Annotated in this window: 18 protein-coding genes and 1 tRNA gene; 17 read left to right on the forward strand and 2 right to left on the reverse strand. The window is 28.0% G+C overall.

Features of this window, described 5'->3' with window-relative positions:
- Window positions 1-23 precede the first annotated feature (23 nt).
- The 7 genes from ACNSOS_RS11160 to ftsZ all read left to right on the forward strand — a co-directional run bounded on the left by ACNSOS_RS11160 (window position 24) and on the right by ftsZ (window position 9,193).
- Window positions 24-1,952 carry a TonB-dependent receptor gene (locus tag ACNSOS_RS11160; protein ID WP_418185354.1) on the forward strand — a complete coding sequence of 643 codons (1,929 nt, stop codon included), beginning with the start codon at window positions 24-26 and terminating at the stop codon, window positions 1,950-1,952.
- A gap of 134 nt (window positions 1,953-2,086) precedes the next feature.
- The gene (arsC, locus tag ACNSOS_RS11165; RefSeq protein ID WP_418185355.1) at window positions 2,087-2,443 is read left to right on the forward strand and encodes an arsenate reductase (glutaredoxin); all 357 of its coding nucleotides are present in this window, start codon (window positions 2,087-2,089) and stop codon (window positions 2,441-2,443) included.
- Window positions 2,433-2,798 (forward strand): hypothetical protein, encoded by a 366-nt coding sequence (locus ACNSOS_RS11170; protein WP_113909884.1) that lies wholly within the window; start codon window positions 2,433-2,435, stop codon window positions 2,796-2,798. The genes arsC and ACNSOS_RS11170 overlap by 11 nt, the downstream gene beginning before the upstream one ends.
- Window positions 2,785-5,118, forward strand: coding sequence for an AAA family ATPase (locus ACNSOS_RS11175; RefSeq protein WP_418185356.1), 2,334 nt, complete (start codon window positions 2,785-2,787; stop codon window positions 5,116-5,118). The genes ACNSOS_RS11170 and ACNSOS_RS11175 overlap by 14 nt, the downstream gene beginning before the upstream one ends.
- 62 nt (window positions 5,119-5,180) lie before the next feature.
- On the forward strand, window positions 5,181-6,647 hold the full coding sequence (locus ACNSOS_RS11180; RefSeq protein ID WP_418185357.1) for a SurA N-terminal domain-containing protein: 1,467 nt from the start codon (window positions 5,181-5,183) through the stop codon (window positions 6,645-6,647).
- 3 nt (window positions 6,648-6,650) lie between these two features.
- Window positions 6,651-8,045: a cell division protein FtsA gene (gene ftsA, locus ACNSOS_RS11185; protein WP_418185358.1), complete on the forward strand. Its 1,395-nt coding sequence runs from the start codon at window positions 6,651-6,653 to the stop codon at window positions 8,043-8,045.
- The gene (gene ftsZ, locus ACNSOS_RS11190; RefSeq protein ID WP_113894171.1) at window positions 8,045-9,193 is read left to right on the forward strand and encodes a cell division protein FtsZ; all 1,149 of its coding nucleotides are present in this window, start codon (window positions 8,045-8,047) and stop codon (window positions 9,191-9,193) included. Before ftsA ends, ftsZ begins: the two co-directional genes overlap by 1 nt.
- 16 nt (window positions 9,194-9,209) lie before the next feature.
- On the opposite strand, the gene ACNSOS_RS11195 is transcribed toward ftsZ, so the two are convergent.
- Together ACNSOS_RS11195 and ACNSOS_RS11200 are read right to left on the reverse strand one after the other, a co-directional pair.
- Window positions 9,210-10,304 (reverse strand): YeeE/YedE family protein, encoded by a 1,095-nt coding sequence (locus ACNSOS_RS11195; RefSeq protein WP_113894169.1) that lies wholly within the window; start codon window positions 10,302-10,304, stop codon window positions 9,210-9,212.
- Window positions 10,304-10,564 carry a hypothetical protein gene (locus ACNSOS_RS11200; protein ID WP_113894167.1) on the reverse strand — a complete coding sequence of 87 codons (261 nt, stop codon included), beginning with the start codon at window positions 10,562-10,564 and terminating at the stop codon, window positions 10,304-10,306. Before ACNSOS_RS11200 ends, ACNSOS_RS11195 begins: the two co-directional genes overlap by 1 nt.
- A 166-nt stretch (window positions 10,565-10,730) precedes the next feature.
- Here ACNSOS_RS11200 and metX point away from each other — a divergent pair, with 166 nt between their 5' ends.
- From metX to tviB, 10 genes are all read left to right on the forward strand, one after another.
- Complete coding sequence (metX, locus tag ACNSOS_RS11205) at window positions 10,731-11,837, forward strand: homoserine O-acetyltransferase MetX (protein ID WP_418185359.1); 1,107 nt, start codon at window positions 10,731-10,733, stop codon at window positions 11,835-11,837.
- Complete coding sequence (gene xseB, locus ACNSOS_RS11210; protein WP_113894163.1) at window positions 11,838-12,032, forward strand: exodeoxyribonuclease VII small subunit; 195 nt, start codon at window positions 11,838-11,840, stop codon at window positions 12,030-12,032.
- Entirely contained in the window at window positions 12,025-13,341 is a 1,317-nt protein-coding gene (nhaA, locus tag ACNSOS_RS11215) for a Na+/H+ antiporter NhaA (RefSeq protein ID WP_418185360.1), read from the forward strand. The genes xseB and nhaA overlap by 8 nt, the downstream gene beginning before the upstream one ends.
- Before the next feature lie 113 nt (window positions 13,342-13,454).
- Complete coding sequence (carB, locus tag ACNSOS_RS11220) at window positions 13,455-16,697, forward strand: carbamoyl-phosphate synthase large subunit (RefSeq protein WP_418185361.1); 3,243 nt, start codon at window positions 13,455-13,457, stop codon at window positions 16,695-16,697.
- Window positions 16,697-17,140, forward strand: coding sequence for a Sua5 YciO YrdC YwlC family protein (locus ACNSOS_RS11225; RefSeq protein ID WP_418185362.1), 444 nt, complete (start codon window positions 16,697-16,699; stop codon window positions 17,138-17,140). Before carB ends, ACNSOS_RS11225 begins: the two co-directional genes overlap by 1 nt.
- A 61-nt stretch (window positions 17,141-17,201) precedes the next feature.
- Window positions 17,202-17,277 (forward strand) — tRNA-Glu (locus tag ACNSOS_RS11230).
- Between the two features lie 35 nt (window positions 17,278-17,312).
- Window positions 17,313-18,263 (forward strand): Wzz/FepE/Etk N-terminal domain-containing protein, encoded by a 951-nt coding sequence (locus ACNSOS_RS11235; RefSeq protein WP_418185363.1) that lies wholly within the window; start codon window positions 17,313-17,315, stop codon window positions 18,261-18,263.
- 1 nt (window position 18,264) lies between these two features.
- The gene (locus ACNSOS_RS11240; RefSeq protein ID WP_418185364.1) at window positions 18,265-19,446 is read left to right on the forward strand and encodes a nucleotide sugar dehydrogenase; all 1,182 of its coding nucleotides are present in this window, start codon (window positions 18,265-18,267) and stop codon (window positions 19,444-19,446) included.
- A gap of 9 nt (window positions 19,447-19,455) precedes the next feature.
- Window positions 19,456-20,547 carry an NAD-dependent epimerase gene (locus ACNSOS_RS11245; protein WP_418185365.1) on the forward strand — a complete coding sequence of 364 codons (1,092 nt, stop codon included), beginning with the start codon at window positions 19,456-19,458 and terminating at the stop codon, window positions 20,545-20,547.
- Window positions 20,544-21,788, forward strand: coding sequence for a Vi polysaccharide biosynthesis UDP-N-acetylglucosamine C-6 dehydrogenase TviB (tviB, locus tag ACNSOS_RS11250; protein WP_418185366.1), 1,245 nt, complete (start codon window positions 20,544-20,546; stop codon window positions 21,786-21,788). Before ACNSOS_RS11245 ends, tviB begins: the two co-directional genes overlap by 4 nt.
- Window positions 21,789-21,791: the final 3 nt, after the last annotated feature.

A 21,791-nucleotide genomic window follows, 5' to 3' on the forward strand; every position in this document is an offset into this window, starting at 1 on the left:
AACTACAAGATACTCCCTACTCAATGACTGTAATCCCTCAAGAACTTATTGAAAATAGTTTGGCAGTAAATATGTCACAAATTTTTAAAATGAATCCTCTTACTCAAGATTTAGGAAGAACATATATGGATACAGTTAATGTTTCTTTAAGAGGATTTTCTGGAAGTGCGTCTGTAATAGACGGTATACCATATGCTTTAGGTATGAGTTCTATGAGTATGGAAGAGATTGAAAGAGTTGAAATTATCAATGGTACTTCAGGATTTTTATATGGTGGTGGAAGAGTTGGAGGAGCAGTTAATTATGTTATTAAATCACCAACACAAAAAGATTTAAGAAATATCACTATTGGAAATTATGGTGGAGAGCAATACTATGGACATATTGATTTAGGTGGAAAGTTTGATGAAAAAGGTAAGTTTGGTTATAGAGTAAACTTGATGTACCAAGATGGAGAAACTCCTATAAACAATATAGATAAAGAACAAAAAGTTGCAAGTGTTGCTTTAGATTGGCAAATTACAAATAATGTATATGCAGATATTAAATACAATCATAGATACTATAAAAGTAATAATGAAGTATCATTTGGTGGCTTTTCAGGAAAGAACCCAAATCTTGATGTTGGAAAGCAATATAAACCAGATTGGGCTTATGATGAGAAAGAGCATGATAGAGTTATAGCTAGTTTAAAATGGGCAATAAATGATATTTTTACTTTAAGAACGTCAGCTTTTTATGAAGATGGAACTTATAACTTAATAACATCTGGATTAAATTATTTAGGAAATGGTTTATATAATCAAAATTTTTGGAATTATGGTGAACGAGATACTAGTAGTTATGGAGGAAATATTTTCTTAGATAGTGAATTTTCACTTTTAAATACTGAGCATTTATTAACTTTTGGGTATTCAGAAAATTATTCAGATTTTTCTATTTCTGCTGATGGATTCTTAGGTCATACACAAACAGGTGTTACTTTAGAACAATCTAAAAATACAGCAAAACCAAATTGGTCAAGTAAAGGGACTCTAGGTACTTATCCTAAAGTAAAAAGAGGAGATACAATATATAAAAATATATTAATAGGTGATGATATAACTTTTAATGAGCAATGGAGTGCTATGGTAGGAGTTAATTATGCAACTGCTATTAACGAAAACTATCATAATTCAGTTGGTGGAACAAATAATGGTAGTTTATCTTCTAAATATGATGAATCAGAGTTGACACCAACTTTATCACTTATTTATAAACCAATTGAAGATTTGACAACTTATGCTACATATATGGAAAGTTTAGAACAAGGAACTATTGTTGGAGATACTTATGCAAATAGAGGTGAAGTATTAGCTCCATATGTAAGTAAACAGTATGAAGTTGGAGCAAAATATAATCTAAATGAAAGCGTTTTATTAACAGGAGCACTTTTTAGAATTGAAAAAGCAAATTTTTATGAAGAGCATTCTCCAATTTCTTTACCAACTTACACTCAAAATGGTGAACAAATACATCAAGGATTAGAATTAACTGCTACTGGAAAAGTTACAGATAATCTAACAATATTTGGTGGAGGAACTTTGATGGATTTGAATGTTAAAAATACAACACATTGGAGTGATGGAAATATAAAAGGTAAAAAACCAACAAATGCAGCTTCAAAAATGGCAAAAATATATGCAGAATATAATATACCATTCCTTAAAGGACTAACAGTAACTGGTGGAGCATATTATACTGGTAAAAAATATGGTAATGAAATAAATACTAATTATGTACCATCATATACACTATTTGATGCTGGACTTAGATATAAAACAAAAATAGATAAATATCCAACAACTTTTATAGTTAATGTACAAAATTTAACTGATAAAGATTATTGGGCAAGTAGTTCCGTTTTAGGAGATCCAAGAACTGTTGCCTTTTCTATGAAAATGGAGTTTTAAGAATATTTAAAATAAAGAGAGTTTTGGCTCTCTTTATACTTAAGGATATAAAACAAAATATTACAATTTGTAATATTATATCTACTATAAAAAATATTTGGATATAATAAAAGACTTTATAAAAAAGGTATTTTATGCAAGATATTCAAATTTGGCACAATCAAAACTGCTCAAAATCGCAAGATGCTATGGAGTTATTAGATAAGAAAGATATTAAAGCAAAAGTTAGAAATTATTTAGAAGATTCTCCAACAAAAGATGAACTAAAAGATGTTTTAAAAAAGTTAAATATAAAAGCAAAAGAGTTAATCAGGGACAATGAAGAGCTGTATATAACTTTGAATTTAGAAAATGAAAATGATGAAGAAAAACTTATCGATATAATGGTTCAAAATCCTATTTTAATTCAACGCCCAATTATCATAAAAGGGCAAAAAGTAGTTATTGCAAGACCAATAGAGAACTTAAAAGAGCTATTGAATGAATTTTGAGCTAAATGAAAAGCAGTTAAGAATACGATATATAAGAGTTGTTGAGAAATTTTTTACTAGAACAATTGCTTTATTGAAACTTGAAAATTTTGATAAAGATGTATTCATCAAAAGGACTTTTAAAAACTATGAAGATATGACTAAAACTCCTAAAGTGGAACTATATACTGATTATTATATAACTCTTAATCTTTTTATAGAAAAGAGTATGAATTTTGTAAAAAATCCAAGTGATAATTTTGAAGATGAAAGAGCAACACTTTTAAAAGATGCAAATTTATTACAAAAAGAGAAAAATAAAAGCCGATATAAAAAAGATAAACATAAAAAAGATAGATTTGATGATGGATATTAAAGAAGAGAAAAAATACAATTTAAGTGGAGTTTTGAAAAAAGTTCTTTACAAGAATGATGAAACAAAGTATATAATAGCAGTTTTAGAGAACAATCAAAAGATTTGTGGAACATATTTTGATGCTGATATTGAAAAAATTGTAGGAGAAGAGATACTTCTAAGTGGAAACTGGGCAACACATAACAAATATGGTGTTCAATTTGAGTTTGATACTTTGCAAGTAAAAGAGCATGAACTTTTTTTCTTTTTAACAAAAATTGTGAAAGGTTTTACAAAAAAAGCAGCAAATGAGATTTTGGATAAATATAATGAAGATGGTTTGATAGAGATTTTAGAAAAGAATCCAAATGAATTACTCAAATTTAAAGGTATAAAAGAGAAGAAATTAAAAAATATTGTCGATTCTTGGCATAAATTTAAGCACTTAAGAGAGTTAGGAAGTTTTTTAGGAAAATTTGGAGTAACTTCAAACCTAATTACTAAAGTTTATGCAACATTTAGTGAAGTTGATAATCTAATAGAAAAAATAAAAAATAATCCATATATTTTGATAAATATAAAAGGAATAGGGTTTAAACGAGCAGATGAGATAGCAAAAGCTTTGGGAATTGATCCAAAATCTCCTTTTAGAATAAGAGCATGTGTAAACTACACTCTAAGAGAGTTTTGTGATAACAATGGAAATTCATCAATAGATAAATTTCACTTATACAAACTTTTGGATGATAATTTAAGATTTGTAAACGAAGAGCATTTGTATGAAGAAGTTATAATTGAAATGCTTTCAAAAGAGGAAGTATATACAACAAAAGAGAATAGGCTAGCCCCTTCAATGCTATATTTTGCTGAAAAAAATATTTTAGATTTTTTCAATAGAAGAAAAGATGAAAAAAATAGAAGAATAATCGAACATTTTGATGATTATTTAGCAAAAAAAGAGAATACTTTGGGATTTTCTTTAAGTGAAGAGCAAAAAAAAGCGGTTGAACTTATAAATAGTGGTGAAAAAACTCTATTTTTGATAGGTTACGCAGGAACAGGAAAATCAACTTCAAGTAGAGCAATCCTTGAACTTCTTGAAGAGATTATGAGTTATGATGACATTATGACTATTGCTTTAAGTGGAATTGCAAGTCAAAGAATAAGCGATACAACAGGATATAACTCTTCAACTATTCAAAGTTTATTAGTTAAGCATAAAGAGAAAGATTTTTTTCCATATAAAGCCATTTTACTTGATGAGGCTTCTATGGTAAATTCAGTTACTTTTTATCAAATTATCTCAAAAATAGATGATGATACAATTTTTATCATTGTTGGAGATGATGGACAACTTCCTGCTATTGGAGCAGGAAATATACTAGCAGATGCTATAAAATATGAACTTGCTCCTATTTGTAAACTTACAAAAATTTATAGACAAAATGAAAATCAAGCAATAGCAGTAATAGCCAACGATATAAGAAAAGGTGAATTGCCAAATTATAAAGATGAATATGAAGATTTCAGATTTGTTGATGTCTCTATTTCAAACTATTATTCACGAAAAAACTCTTTAAGTTCAAATGAATTTTCAAATATTAGAGGTGAAAATAGCGAATATATTTTGAATAATATTTTAAATATTTCAAGTGATTATATACAACAATATTATGAACATATAAAAAATAAAGATATATCCAAAGCTTTAACTTTGTTTCAAGTTATTACACCTATGAAAGGTGGAATGTTAGGAGTTGAAAATCTGAATATTGAACTTCAAAGATTGTTTAATCATACTAAATCAAAAAGCTTAAAGATAAAAGAGTTTGAGTATAAACTAACTGATAAGGTAATTCATACTAAAAATGAAAATATGAAAGCACAAACTATGAGTATGTATAAAAGTAACTCTAGTGAATATATGGAAAGACGTGTTTACAATGGACAATTAGGACTTATAATAAAACTTGATTTTGATGAACAAAAATGTATAGTTTTATATCCAAATGATGATATGGTAGTGTTTTATGACTTTGATTATATTCAAAATCTTTTATCTTTGGCATATTGTTTAACTATACATAAAACACAAGGAATGGAGTATGAAAATGCACTTATTCCTATGAGTTTTTCGCACTATATTATGCACAATACAAAGCTACTTTATACTGCAATTACAAGAGCAAAAAAGATGTGTTTTATAGTTGGAGAAGATGAAGCATTTAAAAGTGCTTGTAAAAAAATAGAAGTTACAATACGAGAATCTATTATAAATGATTTGTTGAGTAAAAATAGTAAGATAACTAATTCAAAAAATGTAGAAACGATAATCGTTTAAATAACATAAAAGCAACTTTTTTGTATCATCTAATCTAAAAAAAATTTAGAGGATTTAATTTTATGATAACTTGGATGCAAAGGCATAAAAAGTGGTTAGTTATTACTATTTGGATTAGTACGATAGCATTTGTTGGAGCTGGATTTGTTGGTTGGGGCTCTTATGATTATGGTTCAAAAGGTGGAGTAGTTGCAGTTGTAGGAGATAAAGAGGTTACAATAGATGAATATAATCAAGAGTATTCAAAACTATATTCTCAATATGCACAACTTTTTGGAAATTCATTTAATAAGGAGTTGGCAGAACAATTAAGATTAAGTGATGTTGCATTTTCTCAACTTTTACAAAAAAACTTGATTATGGCTTATGGAAGCGATTTAGGTTTGATTGTGACTCAAGAAGAGATAGCAAGAGAACTAATAAACTATGAAGAGTTTAAAACAGATGGAATATTTGATAAAGATAAATATATAAAACTTTTAAACCAAAATAGAATGAATCCAAAAGATTTCGAAGAGAGTTTAAAAAGTTCTATTTTATTTCAAAAGATTCAAGCACTATTTAATATCGAGCCAACAGCTAATGAAGTTGAAAATATTAGTAAGTTATTATTTATTGAAGATGATATAACTTATAAAATTTTAAATTTAGATGATATGCAAGTTGTTGCAAATGAAGATGATACAAAAAAGTTTTATGAAGAGAATAAAAACTTTTATAAAAGTGAAATATCTTATGATTTAGAGATAAAAGAGTTGGCTTTAAAATCAGCAAATTCTACTGAAGAAGAGATACAAACTCATTATGAAAAGTTTAAGAGTGATTATAAATTTGAAGATGGAAAATTGAAATCTTTTGAAGAAGCTAAAGCACAAGTAATTAAAGATTTAGATGAGAACTTTACAAAAAGAGAAGCTTTGACTTTATACTTAAATCTTAAAAAAGGTGAAGATAATTTTGATAAAAAAATAACTGTTGAAGATAGTAAATTACCTTTTATAGCTGAAAATATAGAAAGAATTAAAGAAGCAAAAAATACAGAAATTATAAAACCATTTTTTGAAAATGATAAATTTTATATAGTAAAATTAGCAAAAATAAATCCATCTTCTGTTTTATCTTATGAAGATGCAAAAGATAAATTATTAATTGATTTAACAAAAGATTTAAAATCTAAAAAACTCGATGAAACTGCACAAAACCAATTAAAAGATTTTAAAGGTACTGATGTATCTGGAATTAATCGTTCTAGTGCTTCTAAAATTCAAGGATTAAACGAAAAAGAATCTATTGAGTTTTTAAATCAATTATTTGCTAGTGCACAAAAAGAGTCTGTTATTAGAGTTGGTTCAAAAGCTGTTTTATATAGAGTAAATAACTCAAAAATGGTAGATTATGATAAATCAAAAGATAATTTTATAAAAGATGAAATAAGACAAATTCAAGAAGGTGATTTAATGTCAAATCTTCTTAAAAAACTTGAAAATAGCTTTAAGATAAAAACATCTATAGAAACGACAAAGGAGTAGCAATTGAATAATATAAATGATATATTTTTAACAATAAATATTGGTTCTAGTGCTACAACAGCAGTTATTTCTAAACCAAAATATGATTTAGATAATAGTGTTGATATCTTAGGTTTTGGTACTCAAGAAAGTATTGGAGTAAATAAAGGTTTAATAACAAATATTGAAGATGCTTCAAGAACTATTAAAGATGCTATTTTAAAAGCAAAAGAGAGTGTAACAGAAGCAATAGGAACAACTGTTGTATCAATTTCAGGTAACTATACAAAGGGTATAAAAGGAAGTGGAGCAGTTAATATTCCAAATGGACTTGTAACAGAATCAGATATTAATCAAGCTATGCAAATGGCATTATCAAACTCTATAATTCTTCCTGAATACGAAGTTGTACATGTAATTCCATTGTTTTTTAGAGTTGATGAAGAAGAGGTTGATAATCCAATTTCTATGAATGGAAGTAGATTAGAAGTTGCAGTTTATATAGTAACTGCAAAAAGAAATGCACTTATAAATATAAAATCAGCTTTAAAAGTTTTTGGAATAGATGATGTAAGATTTGTTTTAGACTCTTATGCTTCATCTTTGGCTGTTTTAGACGACCAACAAAAGAAAATAGGTGCGGTTGTTATAAATATTGGTGCTACAACAACAGAATTTGTATATTTCAAAGGGAATTCTATTATCTATAATGGATTTATTCCTGTTGGTTCAAAAAATATTACAAATGACTTATCTGTTATGTTACACACTCCTATAACTTCTGCTGAAAAGATAAAAATTGATTATGGTTCTTTAGTAAAAGATTATTCTGGTAATGGAGATTTAGGGCCATCTAAAGTTACAATTCCTAGAATTGATGATGAAGAAAATTTTTCTGAAGTTGCACTTGATTATATTCAAACTATAATTCATGCAAGAGTTGAAGAGATAATAGTTTTAGTAAAAAATCAGTTAAAAAAGAATGCTTTACTAGATAATATTGGTTCTGGAATAGTATTAACTGGAGGAATGAGTGAACTTGGTGGAATAAAAGATCTTACTAAAAAGATTTTTGAAGGAATTCCAGTATCTGTTGCAACTCCTAAAAATCTTCCAAATTCTTTTAGAATTAGTTTCGATGAACCAAGTCAATCAACTGTTGTTGGACTTATTATGTTTGCTTTAGGAATAAATAGAGGTTATCAATTAGATTCTAGTAAAAAGCTTATTCGTCCTATTAGAAAAGGTAAAACTATAGAAAAAATATCAATTTCTACTATAAATAATCAATCTAATCAAGGAAATCATTCTCCTGATATGAGAATAAGAAGTAACGAAACAACAATTTTAGAGCCTTTGGAAAAAAATAAGAAAAAAGGTATATCTAGTGTTTGGAATAAATTATCGGAGTGGTTTTAATGGAAAATAACAATTTATTTAGAATAGATGATATTACTGTAACAGAAAAGATGCCTACAAAGGCATTGTCAAATAACCTTCCAAAAATTGCAGTTATTGGAGTTGGTGGAGGTGGTTGTAATATGATTAATCATATGATTGATGAAGGTACTCATATGATTGATTTGATTGTTGCAAATACAGATTTAAAAGTACTTCATGTTTCAAAAGCTCCTAAAAAGATTGAATTAGGTCATAGTATAAATAATGGTTTTGGTGCTGGAATGGATCCTGAAGTTGGTAGAAATTCAGCATTAGAAAGTTATGAAGAGATAAAAGAGACTTTAAAAGGTGCAGATATTGTTTTTGTTGCTGCTGGTCTTGGAGGAGGAACTGGAACGGGTGCTGCTCCAATAATAGCAAAAGCTGCTAGAGAAGTTGGAGCTTTAACTGTATCAGTTGTTACAAAACCTTTTAGTTTTGAAGGTCGAATGAGAGCTGGTTTAGCAAACTTAGGGCTTGAAGAACTAAAAAAAGTTAGTGATTCTTTGATAGTTATAGCAAATGATAAGCTAAAAGAAGCAGTTGATGAAACTTTTGGTATAAGAAATGCTTTTAAAATAGTTGATAATATTTTATATCAAGCTGTAAATGGAATGAGTCAGGTTATTTTAAATCCAGGAAGTGGAGCAGATATAAATGCCGACTTTGCTGATGTTAAAACTATTATGAAGCATAGAGGTATTGCTTTAATGGGAATTGGTAAAGCAAAAGGAGAAGATGCAACTATAAGAGCATTGGAAAATGCTATAAATTCTCCATTACTTGAAAAAGTTCCTTTAGATGGAGCAAAAGGTATCTTAATACACTTTACTATAAATCCTGAAATATCTTTATTTGCTATTGAAGATATTATGACAAGAATTAATAATAGAGTTGATATAAATGCACAAATTATCTTTGGAACTACAACAGATACAACTTTTGATAGAGATGAAGTTAAAATTACTATTATAGCAACTGGATTTGAATCAAAAAATGAAAACAAAGATGAAGATATAGAAGATGGCGAAGAAGAGTTAGAAACAGCTAAAGTTGAATCAACAGAAAGCACTCTTGATACTCCACCTCTTATGAGAGGTTATACTGTAGAATATTCTCTTAACTAAGGAGTTAAATCCTTAGTTATATATCATAATTTATAGGTTTTTCTTTTTCTTTATCATTCCATTCAAATATAAAACACATTGGAAGCTTATCGTATTTATGTAATATTTTCCCTGTAAAATATCCTGAAATAAATATAGAAATAATTGCTAAAAATGAACTAAATGCTAAAGTCGATAGACCACTAAGTCCTTGTCCTACTGTACAACCAATTGCCATTATTCCACCAATTCCCATTAGACTTCCACCAATCATATTATATTTTACTTTATTTAAATTTTTATTTGCTGTACAACCAAAGCTATATTTTTTATTAAAAAAAGATGAAACATAAGTTCCTATCAATGCCCCAATAACTATGCAAACACCAAAAGACAGTTCATTTACTTCATAATATGTAAATAATTCTAAGGTTTTTGCACTAGGATATACAAAGCTAATACTAGTAAGTTCTATTGTTCTTTCAAAACTTTCACTTCCTATATAACCAGTTATGAACCAAGCAAAACTTACTAATAACCCTATTAACACTCCATCATATAATGAAAAAACTCTTTTTACTTTTTTTATTAATATTGCTAAAATAAATATCAAAACAGCTAAAACAGCAAAAATATTTACTTGAAAATTTTCTATATTTTTTGAAATTTCTATTAAAAATTCATTATTTATAAATGGATTGAAAATACCATATAAAAGTCCTTTTGTTGTAGCATAAGCAAAAATTGCTATAAACAAAAGAGTAATTATTGCATTTGAATCACCTTGTCCAAATTTTACAATGCTTCTACTACTACAACCATCAGCAATCATCATTCCACTACCAAAAAGTAATCCACCCAAAATAATAGCAAAATAGTTGATATTTGATTTGAAATAAGCACTTTGTGTAACATCAATATCAAAAATATTTACTACAATAGTTGTAGATATAATTGCAACAATCATTGCCATTAGAACTGAAGCAGCTCTTTTTGTTGATTTTACTAAAATATAATCTTTTATAGAACCGCTAAAACAAAATTGATTTTTTTGTGCAATTGCACCAAATAAAAGTCCTAAAATTAGACCTAAAATATTCACAATTTCATAAGTTTCAAAATCTTCAAACATTATATTTCATCCTCATCAGCTCTCATATCTTCTAAATCTAGTAAGATATTATTTGCTTCTTCCTCACTTAACTCATTTCTAGATATTTGATTTAAAGCTTCATCATAGAATTTTTTTATATCTTTATAATATTCAAGTTCTATTTCTAAATCTTTATCCTGTTTCTTTTGTAGCATATTTTCTATTGCTTTTATCTCATCATTTACTTCAATTAGTACATCATCTTTTAAAATATTTTCAAGTTCTTTTATTTTGCTCATATATAGCCTTTCCTTAATTTATGATAATTTTATAAAAATTAACTTATATTTATAGATATTTCTCTTAAATATTTATTAATTTATATACTTTTTGTTACTAAAAGGCTTTTTTATATTAGTTTTGATAAACTCTAAACTAAAAAAACTAATAAATTTGGAATAAAATTTGAAGATAGAGACAAAAATAGAGAAATTTAATGAACCTTTATATCTTGAAAGTGGACGACTTTTAGAGAAATTTGAGATTATTTATGAGACTTATGGAACATTAAATGAAGATAAATCAAATGTAATTATTATTTGTCATGCCCTTTCTGGAAGCCATCATGCAGCAGGACGTTATGAAAATGAACCAAAAGCTGGTTGGTGGGATAAGTTTATTGGAGATGGAAAAGTTATAGATACAAGAAAATATTTTGTAATTTGTTCAAACAATATTGGAAGTTCTTATGGCTCTACAAGTCCTATGAGTATTGACCCAGCTACAAAAAAAGAGTATAGATTAAAATTTCCTGTTTTGACAATTTCAGATATTGTAAAAGCACAAATGAAACTTTATGAAAAGTTAGGCATAAAAAATGCAATTGCAGTTATTGGTGGAAGTATGGGAGGTATGCAAGTACTTTGTTATGCAATAGAACAACCAACCTTTGCAAAACATTATATTGCAATGGCAACAACAGCATATACAAGACCTTGGGTTATTGCTATAAATAAGATTGCACTTGAGGCTATAAGACATGACCCAAGGTTTAAAAATGGAAATTATGAACAAGATGATTTACAAGCCTTAGGTTTACCTGGTCTTGCAGTTGGAAGAATGGCTGGTCTTATAGCATATTTAAGCCCTGAACTTTTTAATAAAAAATTTGGAAGAGATTATGTTCAAACAGATGGATTGTATGAACTTTTTGGAAGATTTGAAATAGAAAAATATCTTGAATATAATTCGTATAGTTTTCCAAAATTTTTTGATCCATTATCATATTTATATATTTGTAAAACAATAAATATTTTTGATGCGGGAAGAAATAAAGATAAGTTAGAGGATAGTTTTTTAAAAATAGAAGGGAATTTGCACTTAATAGCATTTAGTGATGATATGTTGTTTTTCCCAAAAGAGATGGAAGAAATACGAGATATTATGATAAAAATAGGAAAAAAAGAGCAAGTGACTTTTAAGCTAGTTGATAGTTCTAGTGGACATGACTCTTTTTTAGTTGAAGTTGATAAATTTGAAGAACATATAAGAGATATTTTAAAGGAGCATTAAATGGAAGAAAAAAATATAAATTTTGAAGATAAAATATTACAAGCAAAAGAGATTTTAGAAAAACTTTCAAACCCACAAATCACGCTTAGTGATTCATTAAAACTTTATAAAGATGGGCTTAATCAGCTAGAAAATGCACAAAAACTTTTGGATGAGGCAAAATTAATCTTTAATACGGTGAATAAAGATGATTGAAATAGGTGGTAAAATCCAAAAAAGAAGTAGGGTAATAGATACTTTTATATCAAAAGAGGCTTTAAGTGGGCTTTTACTGATATTTGTTACGGTTTTTGCAATATTTATAGCAAATTCAAATTTAGGATCTATGTATTTTGATTTTTGGGATAAAGATTTTGGTTTAGCTTTAGGAAGTCAAACTATAACTATGCCAATGAGACTTTGGATAAATGATGGTTTGATGGCATTATTCTTTTTAATGGTTAGTTTAGAGATAAAAAGAGAGTTTTTAATAGGTGAATTAGCAGGAGCAACAAAAGCATTTTTCCCATTTGTAGCATCATTGGGTGGTATGATAGTCCCAGCTTTAGTTTATATATATTTTAATCCAGATAATATGATAGGATTTGGTATTCCTATGGGTACTGATACGGCTTTTGCTATAGCTATTTTGATGCTTTTAGGAAAAAGAGTAAATCCTTTAGTTAAACTTTTTTTAGTTGCTCTTGCTGTAATTGATGATTTAGGAGCAATTTTGGTTGTGGCCTTAGTTTATACAAGTGAATTACATTTAGAATATTTTATTCATGTTGCAGTAGTTTACTCTTTAATTTGGTTGTTAAACTATTTTGATGTTAAAAAACTTTTACCATATTTGATTTTAGGTGCATTTTTATGGGTATTTATCCACGAAACAGGAGTTCATGCGACTATTGCTGGAGTTTTGTTAGCTTTTGCTATTCCAATTAGTTCTAAAATGGATGAAAAAGATTTTATTGATACAACAAAATCTAGTCTTGATGAGTTTGAGAAAAACAAAGATGAAAACCCAATTTTGAATAATAGACAAATAAATGCTTTAGAAGGAATTGCCTATGGATATGATAAGGTTCAAAATCCACTTATAAGATTAGAACACAATTTACATGGTTTTTCAGCATTCTTTGTTATGCCAATATTTGCTTTTTCAAATGCAGGAGTTTTATTGGATTTTACAGCAGTTACACAACATTTGATGGTTGTTTTAGGAGTTGCATTAGGACTTTTAATTGGAAAACCTTTAGGAATTTTTTCTTTTGTTTATATTGCAACAAAATTTAAACTTATCAAAAAACCTGCAAATATCTCTTGGTTTGAAATTTTATCTGTTGGATTTATAGCTGGAATTGGATTTACAATGTCGATTTTTATAGCAAACTTAGCATTTACAGATGAAGTTGTAATTTCTGCAATAAAAATAGGAATTTTCTTAGCATCTTTTGCTGCTACTTTGATAGGTGTAACTTTAATTATTCTTAAACATAGATTAAAATATAGAAGCAAGTAGCTTTTATATTTTAAATTATTCAAAATTTACTCAAAAACTACTATAAATGTAACAAAAACTTAAGCACTTTTTCGATAAACTTGCCAAATTTTAAATCAGCGAAAGGAAAGTTTATGCCAAAAAGAGAAGATATAAAAAATATTTTACTTATAGGTTCAGGACCAATTGTTATAGGACAAGCGTGTGAGTTTGACTATTCGGGAACACAAGCTACTAAAACTTTAAAAGAGCTTGGTTACAGAGTTATATTGATTAACTCAAATCCAGCAACTATCATGACAGATCCAGAATTTGCTGATAAAACATATATTGAACCAATTACGGAAGAGGTTGTTTTAAATATAATTAAAAAAGAGAATATCGATGCTATTTTACCTACTATGGGTGGTCAAACAGCATTAAATGTTGCGACATCAATGTATGAAAAAGGTCTTTTAGAAGGTATAAATTTTTTAGGAGTTCATCCAGAAGCTATCAAACGAGGTGAAGATAGACATCTTTTCTCTGAATGTATGAGAAAGATAGGACTAGATTTACCAAGAAGTGAAAATGCTTATACACTAGAAGAGGCAGTTAAAGTTGCAAAAGAGATAGGTTTTCCTGTAATAAGTAGAGCGGCATTTACACTAGCAGGTGGTGGAAGTGGAGTTGCTTATAATATGGAAGAGTTTAAAGCTTTAGCACAAGCTGGACTTGATGCTTCACCAATCAATGAAATTGAGATTATGGAATCAGTTTTAGGTTGGAAAGAGTATGAAATGGAGATTATCAGAGATACAAATGACAATTGTATTGTAGTTTGTTCTATTGAAAATCTTGATCCAATGGGAGTTCATACAGGAGATTCTGTAACAATAGCACCAGCTTTAACTCTTACAGATAAAGAGTATGCAGTTATGAGAGAAGCTTCTTTTGCTATTCTAAGAGAAATTGGAGTAAATAGTGGTGGTTCAAATGTACAATTTTCTATGTGCCCAAAAACTGGAAGAATGATTGTAATTGAGATGAATCCTAGAGTTTCAAGAAGTTCTGCACTTGCTTCAAAAGCGACTGGTTATCCAATAGCAAAGGTTTCTACACTTTTAGCGGTTGGATTTACTTTAGATGAGATTGTAAATGATATGACTGGAACACTAGCTAGCTTCGAACCAGCAGTTGATTATATAGTTTCAAAAGTTCCAAGATTTACATTTGAAAAGTTTCCAAAAGCAAACTCAACTTTAACAACATCAATGAAATCTGTTGGTGAAGTTATGTCTATTGGAAGAAATTTTAATGAATGTATCCAAAAAGCTTATTGTTCTTTAGAAACAGGTTTAAGTGGGTTTGATAAAATTGAAGCAGATTTAGAAACTATAAAAAGAGAAATAAATAGACCAAATGATAAAAGACTTCAATACTTAATGCAAGGTATGAGAGAAGGCTTAACAAATGATGAAATTTTTGAATTATCAAAAATTGATCCTTGGTTTTTAGCTAAGTTTAGAGAACTTTATGAACTTGAACTTGCTATGACACCAGCTATTTTAAAAGATGAAGAACTTTTAAGAACTGTTAAATCAAATGGATTTAGCGATAAGTTTATTGCAGATATCATTGGAAAAACTGAAGAAGATGTATATCAAGCAAGAAAGTCTTTAGATATAGATTTCGAATATAATGAAGTTGATACTTGTGCTGGAGAATTTAAAGCTTTAAATCAATATTTATATTCAACTACAAATGTTACAAAAATTCCAAAAATAGAAAAGCCAAAATCAAGTGATAAAAAAGTTATGATTATTGGAGGAGGTCCTAATAGAATTGGACAAGGAATAGAGTTTGATTATTGTTGTGTACATGCAAGTTTCGCTTTAACTGAAATGGGTGTAAAAACAATTATGTATAACTGCAACCCTGAAACTGTTTCAACAGATTATGATACATCTGATGTATTATATTTTGAACCAATTGATTTTGAACACGTAAGAAGTGTTGTTGAAAAAGAGCAGCCAGATGGTGTTATAGTACATTTTGGTGGGCAAACTCCATTAAAACTAGCAAATGCTTTAACAAATATTGGAGCAAAAATCATAGGAACAACAGCTGAAGTTATTGATTTAGCTGAAGATAGAAAAAAATTCTCTGCATTTGTTGAAAAAATAGGACTTTTACAACCAGAAAATGGAACAGCTGTAAAAATTGATGAAGCAATAAAAATAGCTGAAAAAATTGGTTATCCAGTATTAGTTAGACCTTCATTTGTTCTTGGTGGAAGAGGAATGAAAATAGTTTATTCAACTGAAGAGTTAAAGCAATATATGGATGAAGCAGTTTCAGTTTCAAATGATGCACCAGTATTAATTGATAAATTCTTAGATAGAGCAATTGAACTTGATGTTGATTGTATTTGTGACGGAAAAGAGGCATATATTGGTGGAATTATGCAACATATTGAAGAAGCAGGTATTCACTCAGGAGATTCAGCTTGTTCATTACCACCAATTAGTATAGAAGACAAATTAATCAAAGAACTTGAAGTAAAAACAAAAGATATGGCTTTAGGACTTGGAGTTGTAGGATTGATGAATGTTCAATATGCAATTCACAAAGGTGAAATATATTTAATTGAAGTAAATCCAAGAGCTAGTAGAACAGTACCATTTGTATCTAAAGCAACAGGAATTCCACTTGCAAAAGTAGCAACTAGAGTTATGTGGGGACATAGTTTACGAGATGCTTTAAAAGTTTATGATAGAGATATTGTTTATGAAGATAACGGTGTTTTAAAACCAAAACTTAAAAATCATGTTGCAGTAAAAGAGTCTGTTTTCCCATTTAATAAACTTGTAGGTGCTGATTTACTTTTAAGTCCAGAGATGAAATCTACTGGTGAGGTTATGGGAATTGCTGATAATTTTGCTATGGCATTTGCAAAATCTCAAAGTGCTGCTAAAAACTCACTTCCAAAATCTGGAAAAGTATTTATCTCTTTATGTGATTTGGATAAAGAGTTTGCTTCTCGTATTGCAAAAGAATTAAATGATAATGGATTTAGTATATGTGCAACTGGTGGAACAGAAAAAATTATATCTGAAGCTGGTATACCTTGTGAAAAAGTATTGAAGGTGAGTGAAGGAAGACCAAATATCACTGATTTACTAACAAATGGTGATATTGCAATGGCTATTAATACAAGTGGAGAGCAAGAATCATCAAAAGATGATGGTAAAGATATAAGAAGAGCGGTTCTAAGAATGAATGTTCCATATTTTACAACTGTAGCTGCTGCAAATGCTGCAACTGAAGCAATAAAAGAGCTGAAAACTAAAGATGTTTCAACTCCAAAATCTATTCAAGAGTTCTTAAACTATTAATGAACTCTAGCTTAGTTTATCTAGTACAAACAGATACAACAGTCGGTTTTTCATCTTCAAATGATGAAAAACTGACAAAGCTAAAACAAAGAGAAAAATCAAAAAAAATTTTACATACTGTGAATTCTTTTAAAACATTAAATAACTTTACAAGAGTTCCAAAATATCATAGAAAATTTGTAAGAAATAGTAAAAAAACCACTTTTATATATCCAAATTTAAAATCATTTCGAGTTGTTGATAATGCTTCAAAATTTTATGATTTTATAGATAAATTTGATATATTGTATTCTACTTCAGCAAACAAAACTTCTTGTAATTTTGAGTATGATTTTGCATTTTTAAATACAGATGTTATAGTAGAAAATAATTTTGGTTTTTTTGAAACAACAGCTTCTAAAATATATATGTTAAAAAATAAGAAATTAAAAAAAATTAGGTAGATGATTTTTTATTATCATTTTAAGTAAAATAAAACAAAAAATAAAATATAATGTCTACTTTGACCCCGTCGTCTAGTGGCCAAGGACGTTAGGATTTCCTCCTAAACACGCAAGTTCGAATCTTGCTGGGGTCGCCAAATTAAAATATTATAAATAACTCAAGGGGAAATTTGTGCAAAATGAAAAGTATATACAAGAAGATGAGATAGATTTAAGAGAATTATTTAAAACTATTTGGAATAAAAAGATTTTTATAGTTATATTTACATCAATTATTACAATATTATCGATAATTTATGTAAGTTTAAAAGCATCAATATATCAAGTAACGGCTTTAGTTGAAATAGGTACGTATAAGACTGAAGCAAATCAAGATATAACAATAGATAATGTTGATAATTTATCAAAAAAACTATCTACTATTTTTATAGATTTAAGAAAAAATATCGTAGATAAAGAGTTTGAAATTACTAAAATAACTACTTTAAAAGGTATGAAAAATTTTATAGAGATTTCTAGTGAAGCTTCATCGAATACTGATGCGATAGAAGGTCTGAATGAAGTAATAGAATATATAAGAAGTGAACATACAAAATTACTAGATGATGTAAAAGAAAAAAATGAGTTTGATTTAAAAAATATCTCTTTGAGTATAAAAAATATAGAAGATGATAAGCTTGTAAACATAGAAAAAAAGATAGAGTTATATCAACAAAATATTTTAAACCTAGAAGAACAAATGATTTTGGTTAATAAAACTCTAGAAAATATGAATAAACTAGATCCATCTATATCTGCGCTTAAACTTATGGAAAAAAGAGATATCTCAAATGCTATTATTTCAAACAAATCAAATTTATATGATTTAGTAGAAGAAAAAGAAAATCTTATAAATATTGAAATTAATAGGCTATTAGATAGAAAAAAAATACTTGAAAATCTTTCTTTACCACATAATCTAAAGAATAGTGAAGTTGTAGGAAGTATTTTAGTAAATGAAAATCCCATTAAACCTAAAAAATCACTTATCGTTGTAGTTTCTTTTGTGACAGGATTTATATTATCAATATTTTTAGTATTTTTTATACAATTTGTAAATAATATCAAAAAAGAAGAAAAATAAAATGACAAATAAAAAGTATAAAATAGCAATAGCAGGAACAGGATATGTAGGTTTATCAAATGGCTTACTTTTATCTCAACACAATGAAGTAATAGCACTTGATATAGTTCCACAAAAAGTTGAAATGCTAAATAATAAAATATCACCAATAGAAGATAAAGAAATAGAAGAATATTTAAAAAAAGATGATATAAATTTTAAAGCAACTTTAGATAAAAACGAAGCTTATAAAGATGCTGATTTTATAATTATCGCAACACCAACTGATTATGATGAAAAGACTAACTATTTTAATACAAAATCTGTTGAAGCAGTTATAAAAGATGTACTTGAAATAAATCCAAATGCTACAATGGTAATAAAATCAACGGTACCCGTGGGATATACAAAAGAAGTAAGAGAAAGATTTAAAACTTCTAATATTATTTTTTCACCAGAATTTTTGAGAGAAGGAAAAGCCCTATATGACAACTTATATCCAAGTAGAATAATCGTAGGTGAACAATCAAAAAGAGCTGAAACTTTTGCAAAATTATTAGAACAAGGTGCTATAAAAAAAGACATTCCCGTGTTATTTACAGACTCAACTGAAGCTGAAGCTATAAAACTATTTTCAAATACTTATCTTGCTATGAGAGTTGCATATTTTAATGAACTTGACTCTTATGCACAAACACACAATCTTGATACAAAACAGATAATTGATGGTGTAGGGCTTGATCCAAGAATAGGAACTCATTATAACAATCCTAGTTTTGGATATGGTGGGTATTGTTTGCCAAAAGATACAAAACAACTTTTAGCAAATTATAGTGAAGTACCAAGTAATTTAATAGAAGCTATTGTAAAATCAAACTCTACAAGAAAAGATTTTATAGCAGATAGTATTATTAGAAGAAATCCAAAAATTGTAGGTATTTATAGACTTGTGATGAAAACTGGAAGTGATAATTTTAGAAGCAGTGCAATACAAGGAATAATGAAAAGAATAAAAGCAAAAGGCATAGAAGTAATAGTATATGAGCCAGTATTAAATGAAGATACATTTTTTAACTCAAGAGTAATAAAAGATTTAGAAGAGTTTAAAAAGATATCAGATGTGATAGTAGCAAATAGATTAAGTGATATTTTAAAAGATGTACAAGACAAAGTTTATACTAGAGATATTTTTGGAAATGATTAAGGAGAAAAATTGAAGATATTAGTTACAGGAACAGCAGGATTTATAGGAAGCCATTTAGCTATAAAGTTACTTGAAAGAGGAGATGAAGTAGTAGGGCTTGATAATATAAATGATTACTACGATCAGAATGTAAAGTATGGAAGACTTCAAAGAGGTGGGATAGTAAATAATTTAGAAGATGGTAAAAATATACCTTATGGAAAACTAATAACTTCTATAACAAATCCTAAATATAAATTTATCAAAATAAATCTTGAAGATAAAGATTCTATGATGAAACTTTTTGAAACAGAAAAGTTTGATGCAGTTTGTAATCTTGCAGCACAAGCTGGTGTTAGATATAGTCTTACAAATCCAGATGCGTATATGGATAGTAATATTATAGGATTTATGAATATTTTAGAAGCTTGTCGGCATAACAATGTAAGAAATTTATCTTATGCAAGTAGTTCATCTGTTTATGGATTAAATGAAGAATTGCCTTTTAGTACTAATCACAATGTAGATCACCCTATTAGCCTTTATGCAGCTAGTAAAAAATCAAATGAACTTATGGCTCATACTTATAGCCATCTTTTTGGAATATCTACAACAGGTTTACGATTTTTTACTGTTTATGGACCATGGGGAAGACCTGATATGGCACTATTTTTGTTTACAAAAGCTGCATTAGAAGGAAATAAAATAGATGTTTTTAACAATGGTGAAATGCTAAGAGATTTTACTTATATAGATGATATTGTTGAAGGTGTAATTAGAGTTATAGATAATCCTGCAAAATCTGACAAAAATTGGAATGGAAAAACTGGAGAAACTTCGACTTCTTCTGCTCCCTATAAAATATATAATATAGGAAATAATAATCCTGTTAAACTTATGGATTTTATAACTGCTATTGAAAATAAATTAGGTAAAACTATAGAAAAAAATATGATGCCAATACAAGCAGGAGATGTTCCTGCAACTTATGCAGATGTTAGTGATTTAGTTCAAAACTTGGGTTATAAACCAGCTACACCTATACAAGAGGGAATAAATAAATTTGTAGATTGGTATTTGGAATTTTTTGGATATGATAAGAAAGGAAATAAAATAAAATGAGTAAAATTTGTGTAATTGGTCTTGGATATGTAGGGCTTCCTTTAGCTCATGCTTTTAGTACTAAATATGAAGTAGTAGGTTTTGATATATCAAAATGGAGAATAGACGAACTTTCAAGTGGATATGATAGAACATTAGAACTAACAGAGAGTCAAGTAAAAGAAGCAATAAAAAATGGTATGAAATTTTCATTAGATATAAATGATATAAAAGATTGTAATATTTATATTGTAACGGTTCCAACACCAATAGATAAAAACAAAAGACCTGACTTAACTCCCTTAATAAAAGCTAGTGAAACAGTAGGAAAAGTTCTTAAAAAAGGTGATATAGTTATCTATGAATCAACAGTTTATCCAGGTGCAACAGAAGAAGATTGTGTTCCTGTTTTAGAAAAATTCTCAAATTTAAAATTTAATACTGATTTCTTTTGTGGATATAGTCCAGAAAGAATTAATCCAGGGGATAAAGAACATACTGTTACTAAAATATTAAAAGTAACTTCAGGAAGTACTCCTGAAATTGGTAAAAAAGTAAATGAACTATATGCTAGTATCATAACAGCTGGTACTCATCTAGCACCTACAATAAAAGTAGCAGAAGCAGCAAAAGTTATAGAAAACTCTCAAAGAGACATAAATATAGCTTTTGTAAATGAACTGGCGATTATTTTTAATAAACTTGGTATCAATACAAATGATGTTTTAGCAGCTGCTGGAACTAAATGGAATTTTTTACCATTTAGACCAGGATTAGTTGGAGGACATTGTATTGGTGTAGATCCTTATTATCTAACTCACAAAGCACAAAGTATAGGTTACAATCCTGAAATCATACTAGCAGGAAGAAGACTAAATGATAATATGGGAATCTATGTAGCTAATCAAGTAATTAAGTTGATGATAAAAAAAGGTCATAAAATAGAAGGTTCAAAAGTATTAGTACTTGGAATTACTTTTAAAGAAAATTGTCCAGACATAAGAAATAGCAGAGTAATAGATGTAATAGAAGAATTACAAGAATTTGGATGCAATATAGATATTTATGATCCATGGGCAGATACAAAAGAAGTAGAACATGAATATAATTTAAAATTAATAAAAGAGTTAAACATAGCTAAATATGAAGCGATAGTTTTAGCTGTAGCTCACAATGAATTTAAACAACTAAAACTTAAAACAGATGAAAATATTGTTTTTGATATCAAATCTATTTTAGATGAAACAGACGGGAGATTATAAAGA

Source organism: Aliarcobacter vitoriensis (genome assembly GCF_048320235.1).
Taxonomy (GTDB): domain Bacteria; phylum Campylobacterota; class Campylobacteria; order Campylobacterales; family Arcobacteraceae; genus Aliarcobacter; species Aliarcobacter vitoriensis.